This is a genomic window from Moorena sp. SIO4A5, from assembly GCF_010672005.1.
Taxonomy (GTDB): Bacteria; Cyanobacteriota; Cyanobacteriia; order Cyanobacteriales; family Coleofasciculaceae; genus Moorena.
In genome coordinates this window covers 1-9505 of sequence record NZ_JAAHHZ010000197.1, presented here as the reverse complement: position 1 = coordinate 9505, position 9505 = coordinate 1, and the positions used below count along the sequence as shown (strand labels likewise).

Below are 9505 nucleotides of genomic sequence, written 5' to 3'. Positions count from 1 at the left end.
ATGCTATTGACACGTTGAAGCATAATGCTCCGATTTGGAAAAAAGAGCATTGGGATGATGGTTCTAGCAGTTGGGTCAGTATTGGGGCGTGTGAAGAATGAAGAATGAAGAATTAAGAATTAAGAATTAAGAATTAAGAATGCAGAAGGCAGAATGAAGAAGGCAGAAGGCAGAAGGCAGAAGGCAGAATTATAAATTAGGGCTCTTCCGTTTTGATTATGCTAAATTATCACAAACAAAATCTAACTTATTGATATAATAAGGAGGTTGTGGGTTTAGCTAAAATTTTAGAGTAAAAATTAATTATCAAAACCTTAAAGCTATACATGATAGTGATTTGAGGTCATAAAAGCTAACAGTTTAGCATAACAGGTACGGAAGATACGAAATTATAAATTATAAATTCTACATTCTTAATTCTACATTCTTAATTCTTAATTCTAAACTTCCTGTAGAACCAACTTTTGTACTTATCGTTTTAATCGTTTGAGTGATTGAGCGATCGCTTTTTCTAGTTCGACCTTACTCAAGTTGGTGAGGATGAACACCTCTTGAAAGCTTTTACCAGACCTGGCAATTACCTTGAATCCCCCACGAATTGGCACTGATACTTTTAACTGTAATTTAGGACAGTGACTTCTTGCCCGCCCAAGGACAGCAGGGGTAATGGTTTGAATACCGGGGTAATCTGTGAGTCGTTGCAGAACTGGAATGAGACCCTGAATGTGGGTAGAGTGATTCCAAACCAGTCTGCCGTCTTTGGGTTGGCTCATAATACTATGTAGCCTCCAAGGGAGCCATGGTTAAGCCAGCACGAGAAAGCTGTTGGTGGTAGAGTTCCGCTTGTTCCTGGGGACCGACCCAAACAATGGATTGACCTTCGTTGTGAACCTGATGGGTGAGTTCCCAGGCGTGATCATTTGTCATCCCAGGGATATACTTGACCAGACAGTCGTGAACATGCTGAAATGTGTTAAAATCATCGTCTAACACAATTACCTTATAGTTGGGATAAGGCTTTCGGGTAACTTGACCAGAGCGTTCAGGAGCTTTGACTGGTGCAGCAAATGTAGCTTTATAAGCTGCTGATCTTACCATAGTCGCACATAGGTTACCAGAATAATTTACAAAAAATTAAGTTTAAAGTCAAACCATTCCTTCCAGTTTACAAAAATTGAAACGCCCTGCATAGTGACCGTGAGAAATAAGGAAAATCAAAAATTGGACTAAGCCTTTAATCCCTAAGGGTTTCAACGACCTTCGCTATTCGCAATTTTTTCTTTGCCTGTAAAGCCCAATTTGCCATAATGAAGCGAACTCAGGCTGCTGTTTGTGTCAGGGGGAAGTTGCTGAGGGGCTGTGTGCAATGGTTTGCCGACCCACTAATTAGCCCGCTCCCCATACATCAATGACAGGGGTTTCCACTTCTGACTTACCAACGAAATGATTCAATGAATGCTTTACCTCTAACCCGCCCTTCCAAAACAGATCGCATTTTGGCTGTGGATGATTCCCCTGACAACTTGTTTCTACTGCAGACGCTTTTAGAAGAAGAGGGGTACGAGATTACTTTGGCAGAGAATGGTCGGGTTGCCCTAGAGAAAATAGAGATATCTCCGCCGGAATTGGTGCTATTGGATGTGATGATGCCAGAAATGGATGGCTTTGAAGTAACCAAGCGCATCCGAAGCAATCCCAAGTTACCGTTTATACCAATTTTGTTGATCACCGCTTATGATCATCCGAGTGTGGTCCAAGGACTGGATATGGGGGCGGATGATTTTATTCGTAAACCCGTAGAAGTGGATGAATTGCTGGCCAGAGTGCGATCGCTTTTGCGCCTCAAGCATAGTGTGGATGAACGGGATGAAATTGCTCGGCAACGAGAAGATTTTGTCTCTCGGCTTACCCATGACTTGCGCACCCCCTTAGTAGCAGCAGATCGCATCCTAAACCTTATGCAGCAGGGAGCTTTGGGAGAAATTTCACCCCCAGTGCTCGAAGCCATAGTCACCATGACTCGCAGTAACCACAATTTGCTGACTATGGTGAATACGTTACTAGAAGTCTATCGCTATGAAGCCGGTCGGAAGTATTTGTCTTTCTCTGCCATCCCTGTGGAACAGGTTATTGAGGAAGTCATCCAAGAACTGTCTGCCCTAGCTCGTGATAAAAAACTGTCTTTGGACTATCAGACACCGAAGGAAGTTAACTCGATAGTGATGGGCGATCGCTTAGAACTGCACCGACTGTTCATGAATTTGCTGGGAAATGCGATTAAATTCACTGACAACGGTTCTGTGACCGTTCGTCTGAGGAATAGTCCCAACACTAGTGAAGGGCATCAGTCGTTGGTGGTGATTGAGGTGGAAGATACTGGTTTTGGTATATCCCCAGAAGACCAAAAAGAGTTGTTTGAACGGTTTCGCCAGGGTAGCCACAAACGCTCAGGTAGTGGTTTAGGACTATATCTTTCCAAACGAATTCTCGAAGCTCATCAAGGAACAATCAACGTTAAGTCTGAGTTGGGTAAGGGGACTTTGTTTACTGTAACATTGCCGAATCATGTTGATGCTTAACTAGACCTGCCAGAAGTCTATGGTGATTTTGAGCTATTTTTGAGAAAAGTGGGCACTGATCAGGCAAAAGGTTATGTCTAACGAGATGGGATTGAGCGATCGCTATTTTGAGTTAATCGATGACATTGTCAAAACTACCCTGAAGGGGAAGATCCGTTCTAAATCCCAGGTCTATCAGATGTTGGTCAAGGGGGTTACGGTTGGCACCGGGGAAATTTTTGAACGTTGCCTTGATCAGCGCTTCGATATGACTCAGGCAGAAGTAGACAATCCTAAGAGTGAATTGAAGCAAGCCAAGGCAATCCGTCAACTCAGGGCGCTTAATACCATTCGTGGTGAATGGGAACAGTGGCAGGAAGAAAACCGAGTTTCAGAAACTATCACTAGCGCTATTCAATTCATTACTACTGCTGAACCAGCTGAGCGCTTTACGGCTTTATTGCGAGTGATTGACCCCAATCAACAACCACCGCTGACGTTACAACAACTGGCGAGCCTGGCTAAACCCCTAAAGCAACAGGCACAACAAGCTTCTGAATCTGATACTGCTAAAGACCTTGGACAACTGGCGGCTGGGATTACGGCGGGTTTGGCATCTTGGCAACGCTTGGAAGATTATCTGGTCAGTTGGATTTATGACCAAAGTCGAGGCTCACTGGGATTTGAGGGTACTCCGGAACAGCGTGGCCCTTGGGGGCTGTGGGGGAAAAAGGTTCAGAGCCCGTTACCCCAGTCTTTATTTGAAAGTCTAGCGCTGAATCAATCCTTCCATGAATGGGCAGATACTCAGCCGAGTTTGGAACTAGAAGCTTGGGTGGAATTGGCTGTGATTCTCCAGTGCTTGCAGCGAGGACTGGTGAATTGGTTCGATAAAATGGTATATGACTCCAAGATGGGAGCAAAGTTATCGATTTCTACCTTTATCGTATTTGCTGTGATTTGGTCTAGGTTAGCTAATGTTTTGAACCAGACAGCAATTAGTAGCAACGGAAATGCCATTGCAAATGGCTGTTTTCAGGTTTGTCTGCAAATTCTGCGCACCTTTGCCCAACGGGACTACTTCCCTCTCTACGGTGGTGTGTTTGCTAACTTTAGCGGCAACTATCTCCAAGATGCCCTGAATTACCTAGATGAACCCCTGCGGCAAGTAGACCGAACCGAGGAGAAAGCCAGGATTCTAACCTTGTTGGGTTATTCCCTTTGGTCTCAAGGAGCCTATGACCAAGCCAATAGCTTCCATCAGGAAGCTTTAGAGATTGCCCGTGAGGCTGGGGATAAACTCTGTGAAATTGCTAATTTCAATCACCTCAGTCGGATTTGTGTGGAGGAAGAGAATTATGCTGATGCCATTAACTATAGTCAACGAGCATTAATACTGGCTCGTCAAGCTGGAGACCGGTTAGGGGAAGCGAATGCTCTGGTGAATTTCGGCTACAGTGAAGTGTTTCAAGCTCAGGATAGCCAACAAGCAGAACTAGAGGTGTATGAGAGTGCTATTCACTATCTAGAACAAGGTCGATTATTGTTAGAACGATTGGGGGATTCTCCAGCAGGGAGTTATGGGGTTGGGCAAAGTCAAGCTTTGTGTTTCAGTAGTTTGGGAATTGCCCATGTCGTGGTCGAGCAGTATCAAAAAGCGATCGCATTTTTAGAACAAGGCTGGCAAGCCGCCCAATTTTCTGGGGATTTGTACCTACAAGGAGTGAATTTGGCCTACCTAGCCCAAGCTTGCTACAGCCAGCAAGATTGGCAGAAAGTGATTTATACCGCTAGTTTAGGAGCCTATCTATTAGAGCAAATTGGGTCTGAGGATTGGCGCAAACCAGCTGGTTTATTAAGTATTTTGCAAGGACAAATGGGGCAAGAAGGCTTCCAAACCCTTTTGGCACAGCAACGGTCAAAAATTATTGCTGTCATTGGCGTAGATGGCTATGACTATATTCCGGAATTGCTAGCAAAATATTTGGATTCAATATAAGTAGCCTGTAGGGTGGGCAAAAACCGTTGCGTTCAAATTACTCTTCTAGATAATATTACTTTGCCCACCCTACTTGAATTTGTAGCTAGCTTGTAGGGTGGGCAAAAACCGTTGCGTTCAAATTACTCTTCTAGATAATATTACTTTGCCCACCCTACTTGAATTGGTATTTTTTTTTACTTTTGACTTCTGACTTCTAACTTCTGACTTGCGCGTAGCGCTATAACATCATGAAACCGACCCTAACTAAGATCCTTCCCAGGTTTGGGAAACAGACAACCCTAGCTTTGACAGTTGTTTCCTTAACTGCTGGCATCGTCTCTAATGTCCAGGCTCAGTCATTGCCATCTGACTTCAAATTTCCCCAACAGTCATTTGGCTTCTTTGTTGATAGTACAAATAGCAGTCAACGGTTCTTTGAGCAAGGAAGGTTTCTGGGTGAAACAGAAATTAAAAATCTGTTCAACAACAACCTTTCCTCAGCAAATCCTATCCTTGAAATTAGTGATGATGTAGTCAATCGAGAAGACCTATTGAAACTGGAAAATCTTCAGCAATTGCTCGATGATGGTGATAGCTTATAGCTGTTGGCGTGAGTGCGTAGGGTGCGTTAGGGATGGGCTAGCCCTGATTTTTCACTTCGTAGCCAAGGTTAGGATAGCCCGTCCCGTAACGCACCGCCAGTGTATAGAAATTTTGTCCTCGATTGCTTCTTTGGGTAGTCCTCGACGACTATCAGCTAAACGATCTTCAAAAATTAAGTGAATTGCATTCTTCAAGCTTTCTTTTGCTTCTTCAACCGTTTCTCCTTGACCATTCGCACCAGGAATTTCAGGACAAATCGCCCAATATCCTCCTTCTGTTGCTGCCTCAATGATGGCGGTAAACTCTGCGTTCATACAAATCTCCTTAGATGTTTTATAGCCATTATATCTCCCATAAGGTACAAAGGGATCCCCCTAAATCCCCCTTAATAAGGGGGACTTTGAGTGCGATCGCACTCCCCCCACTTACCACACTCGACCCACTTTCCTGTTTTATCAAACTACCTAGACTATTTAATTTTTTAGATCAAATCAGGATAATTATCCTGTCTTGATGCAGTCGCTCATGGGGGAAACCCCCAAGACCGCGCTGCATCGCTTAATAAAAATCTCCCCATCTCCCTATCTCCCCACCCTCTCCTTAATTATGGATATTCAAGCAGACTTGATATAGCGTTTCTAGGATTTATGAGGTACGCTTCTCAACCTCAAAGTCCCCCTTGATAAGGGGGATTTAGGGGGATCTATTTGTCCCTCATGGCACATATAATTGCTATATTATTGGCTCTCTCGACGCTAATTCGTTAAAATTTAAGATAGTGATAAAACAGAGGTCGCTTCACAGATGAACCTTGCTGAACTTCTGACCAATCCCAACGTCCTTCAAAGACTACTCCAGTTACTACTAGGACTACTTACCTGTATTGTCGGACTTTTGATCAATCGCTTTGACCAGCAAAAAACTCTCTTTCGCAAAATTCTAGTAATTGCTGTATGCGTAATAGTTTATGGATTCTTAGCTCATGAAGCAGAAAATTTAGTTTCTCAAAAATCAGCACAACAGGATACGGAGTGGTTCCAACAAGTCTACTGGATTTTAGGTATTGGTTACTTATTGGCTCTACCTATAATTGGGTATTTGCTCACAACTAAACCAGGAAAACAAACTCAAATCCCTAAAAAAATTCCACCGGAAAATTTACAGCGATGGCGACAACGCTTGCTAGCAGAAATAGCAGCAGACGTTAACAATTACCTTTATTACTCCCTGGACAATCACCACTTGATTAAGTTGGTGATGCCAGACCAAAGGGAGCAACTGGATCGTCCGGAAAAAAATACTGTGAATCCTAGCAATTCTCGTTCATTGCCGGAATGGTTACCCAAGTACCTGGCAGTACCTTTCTGGGGAGTAACGACAGAATCTCAACCAGGTCAAAAGGTTATTGAGGTATTTAACCAAAAGCATATTGCCGGGAAACTGTTGATTCTCGGTGCCCCCGGTTCTGGAAAAACCACCATGCTGTTGGATTTGGCCAAGGATTTAATTACACGTGCCCAGCAGCAGGAAAACCAACCGATTCCAATTATTGCTGAACTTTCTGATTGGAAAGATGACCAGCCCATTGCTGAATGGTTAGCAGCTTATTTAAAGTTTCGTTATACTCTCCCCGAAGCCATTACTCAGGAGTGGATTACCACCGGTCAGTTGTTACCTCTTCTGGATGGTTTGGATGAGTTGGGCTTAGAGCGGCAGAGGTTATGTGTTCAGCAATTAAATCAGTTTGTCAAACACGTTCCTCAAATTGTGGTCTGCTGTCGTGAAGAAGAGTATGAAGCCGGTGAGCAAATTCTGGATATGCGCGGAAAAGTCTGTTTGCAACCTTTGACGGATGAGCAGATAGAAAATTATTTAAAGGGGTTCAAGGGTCCCCTCTGGCAAGGAATTCAGCAAGATTCAGATGGGTTGCTAGAGTTAGCCAGAATGCCCTTACTATTGCATTTGATTCCCCGTGCTTATCCATATGGAAATGGGTTGAAGCCAGAAAAGAGACATTTTAAAGATCCTAAGGCAAAGGAAGACTATCAGAACCAATGCCGTCAAACGTTATTTAAGAATTACATTGACCGTAAACTACAGGAAAAGCATGACAGTCGAGGTTATTCAGAAGAGGAGACTAGGCGCTGGTTAGCCTGGCTTGCTAAACAATTGAAAGAGCGACAACAAACCGACTTTTTGATTGAAAAAATGCAGCCTGATATGTTGACTACTTCTAGAGAAAAATGGTTGTATAAGCTGATTTTTGGGCTGAGTTTTTGGCTGATTTTTGGGCTGATTATTGGGCTGAGTTTTGGGCGTAATCTGATTATTGGGCTGATTATTGGGCTGATTATTGGGCTGATTATTGGGCTGCTTGTTGTGCTAGAATTTGTGCTAGAATTTGTGCTTATTAGGCTAAAATTTGGGGTAATTACTGATCCTGATGACATGAATAATATAAATCTTTTTGAAACTATAAAACTTTCATGGAAACAAAGAAAAACAACGATTGGATATATGATTTTTGGGCTGATTTTTGGGCTGATTATTTATGTAACACATGAAGGGGTGACTGGAGGGCTGATTAATATAATAATTGGAGGGCTGATTAATGGGCTGATTAATGGGCTGATTTTTGGGCTGACTTATGGGCTGATTAATGGGCTGACTGTAGAAGAAATAAAAACACGAAATAAACCGAATCAGGGGATTAAAGAATCTGCTAAAAATACCGTTATTATTAGTTTAATTATTTTGCCTGTAACTTTATTATTTTTTGTATCACTTAGTCTAGTTTCAGCAGAGAATGTTGAACCAGTCAGGATGTTAATTTTTGCTTCTGGGATGGCAATGTTCTTGGGTTTTTCATGTGCTGGCATACCAGTGATTCAGCACTTCGTCCTCCGCCTCATTCTCTGGCGCAGTGGTTCAATCCCCTGGAATTACGCCCATTTCCTGAGCTATGCCACAGAACGCCGCCTGATCAAGCAAGTGGGTGGACGCTATCGATTCATCCACGATTTGCTGCGGGAGCACTTTGCGACCACCTAGTGTGGGGGTTAATAATCGAATGATTTTAAAAGTTTTGTGGAACGGGCATCTTGGTGGAATGGGCATCTTGGGTGGAACTGGCATCTTGCGTAGAACTGGCATCTTGCCAGTTTCCTCCTTATTTTCGGGCGTTGCTCGTGGAATGGAATGATTTTAATAGTTTTGTGGAATGGGCATCTTGGGTGGAACTGGCATCTTGCCAGTTTCCTCCTTATTTTCGAGCGGGCAGGATGCCCACTCTACTCTTATTCATTCCTTAACTACCTATTATTCTTGATCCATAGGCAGACTAATATCCAAAAAAATAAGGAACTTAGCATCAGGGATGAGCCGTTTAAGAGGCTGCACATACCTCTTGGCATCACAAAGGTTGTCGAACCGAGCGAAAACCACTGGTGCCATGGGTGGCAATAGCCTAACCATTACCCATGGGTATAGGTTTCTACCATAGTACATAATAAATGTATCTCCTTCGTAGAACTGGCATCTTGCCAGTTAAGTGGGACCCAGAGCCAGCCTTCGCCCAAGGAAGATCGTTAGGCTGGCTCTTGCCGTCAATTTTAACGGGGACAATTTTATTGTAGCACAAAAATTATTATATTATAGCATATTTTGAAAAGTTTTGTAAAAAAATATTTTTGAGGGAGCAGGGAGTAGGGAGTAGGGAGTAGGGAGTAGGGAGTAGTGAGTCGGGAATCGGGAGTCGGGAGTCGGGAGTCGGGAATCGGGAATCGGGAGTCGGGAATCGGGAATCGGGAATCGGGAATCGGGAATCGGGAATCGGGAATCGGGAATCGGGAATCGGGAGTCGGGAATCGGGAGTCGGGAGTCGTCAGAAAAGAAGGAAATTCCACGCAAAAGTCCCCCTTACTAAGGGGGATTTAGGGGGATCCGAACCAGGAACTAACGTTATAATCCTGTTTGGATCAATTCCTCTGCCTTCGAGAGCAGAAGTTTCCGACAACTAGGGCAAAATCTAGTCTATGCCTTGCTAAGCATTCAGCATTCAGCTGTCAGTGGTCAGCATATTTTATTCAAAAGCACCTCAAGTAGTGTGGCACAGGCTTCCAGCCTGTGACATAGCCCATGAGCTGATAGCTGATTACTGATTACTGATTACTGATCGCTGATCGCTGACAGCTGATTACTGATTACTGATTACTGATTACTGATCGCTTAGCTAATAGACTTAGGAATTGCCATCCCATCATGGGGGTTAAATAAATGAATCTTCTCTGGGTCTATAGACAGCCAAATTTCCTCACCTATTCTGACAATTTTATCTGGTGGTACTCTGACCTGAAGAACGGTA

9 protein-coding genes and 2 pseudogenes are annotated in these 9505 nt (G+C 43.5%); 6 read left to right on the top strand and 5 right to left on the bottom strand.

Features of this window, described 5'->3' with window-relative positions; all coding sequences use genetic code 11:
* A pseudogene (locus F6K57_RS31850) lies at positions 1-101 on the top strand (molybdenum cofactor biosynthesis protein MoaE); the annotation flags it as partial.
* A gap of 369 nt (positions 102-470) precedes the next feature.
* On the opposite strand, the gene F6K57_RS31845 reads toward F6K57_RS31850, so the two are convergent.
* Both F6K57_RS31845 and clpS read right to left on the bottom strand, forming a co-directional pair.
* Complete coding sequence (locus F6K57_RS31845; RefSeq protein WP_293072083.1) at positions 471-773, bottom strand: DUF2103 domain-containing protein; 303 nt, start codon at positions 771-773, stop codon at positions 471-473.
* 4 nt (positions 774-777) lie between these two features.
* Positions 778-1098: an ATP-dependent Clp protease adapter ClpS gene (gene clpS, locus F6K57_RS31840; protein ID WP_293021214.1), complete on the bottom strand. Its 321-nt coding sequence runs from the start codon at positions 1096-1098 to the stop codon at positions 778-780.
* Positions 1099-1451: 353 nt separating this feature from the next.
* Between clpS and F6K57_RS31835 the strand changes: the two genes are divergently transcribed.
* The 3 genes from F6K57_RS31835 (at position 1452) to F6K57_RS31825 (ending at position 5141) form a co-directional block, all read left to right on the top strand.
* Positions 1452-2579: a hybrid sensor histidine kinase/response regulator gene (locus tag F6K57_RS31835; RefSeq protein WP_293072082.1), complete on the top strand. Its 1128-nt coding sequence runs from the start codon at positions 1452-1454 to the stop codon at positions 2577-2579.
* Between the two features lie 73 nt (positions 2580-2652).
* Positions 2653-4557 carry a tetratricopeptide repeat protein gene (locus tag F6K57_RS31830; protein WP_293072081.1) on the top strand — a complete coding sequence of 635 codons (1905 nt, stop codon included), beginning with the start codon at positions 2653-2655 and terminating at the stop codon, positions 4555-4557.
* Between the two features lie 230 nt (positions 4558-4787).
* Positions 4788-5141: a hypothetical protein gene (locus F6K57_RS31825; protein ID WP_293021217.1), complete on the top strand. Its 354-nt coding sequence runs from the start codon at positions 4788-4790 to the stop codon at positions 5139-5141.
* Positions 5142-5192: 51 nt separating this feature from the next.
* Here the strand turns inward: F6K57_RS31825 and F6K57_RS31820 are convergent, their stop codons facing one another.
* Positions 5193-5456, bottom strand: a complete 264-nt coding sequence (locus F6K57_RS31820; RefSeq protein ID WP_293072080.1) for a type II toxin-antitoxin system HicB family antitoxin — start codon at positions 5454-5456, stop codon at positions 5193-5195.
* Between the two features lie 490 nt (positions 5457-5946).
* Between F6K57_RS31820 and F6K57_RS42260 the strand changes: the two are divergent.
* Positions 5947-6849 (top strand): annotated as a pseudogene (locus F6K57_RS42260) (NACHT domain-containing protein); the annotation flags it as partial.
* A 777-nt stretch (positions 6850-7626) separates the two neighbouring features.
* Here the strand turns inward: F6K57_RS42260 and F6K57_RS42255 are convergent.
* On the bottom strand, positions 7627-7767 hold the full coding sequence (locus F6K57_RS42255; protein ID WP_364304910.1) for a hypothetical protein: 141 nt from the start codon (positions 7765-7767) through the stop codon (positions 7627-7629).
* 476 nt (positions 7768-8243) lie between these two features.
* On the opposite strand from F6K57_RS42255, the gene F6K57_RS31810 reads away from it, so the two are divergent.
* Complete coding sequence (locus F6K57_RS31810) at positions 8244-8453, top strand: hypothetical protein (protein WP_293072078.1); 210 nt, start codon at positions 8244-8246, stop codon at positions 8451-8453.
* A gap of 315 nt (positions 8454-8768) precedes the next feature.
* Here F6K57_RS31810 and F6K57_RS31800 read toward each other — a convergent pair whose 3' ends face one another.
* A complete protein-coding gene (locus F6K57_RS31800; RefSeq protein WP_293072076.1) occupies positions 8769-9047 on the bottom strand; it encodes a hypothetical protein in 279 nt (92 codons plus the stop codon).
* Between the last annotated feature and the right edge of the window lie 458 nt (positions 9048-9505).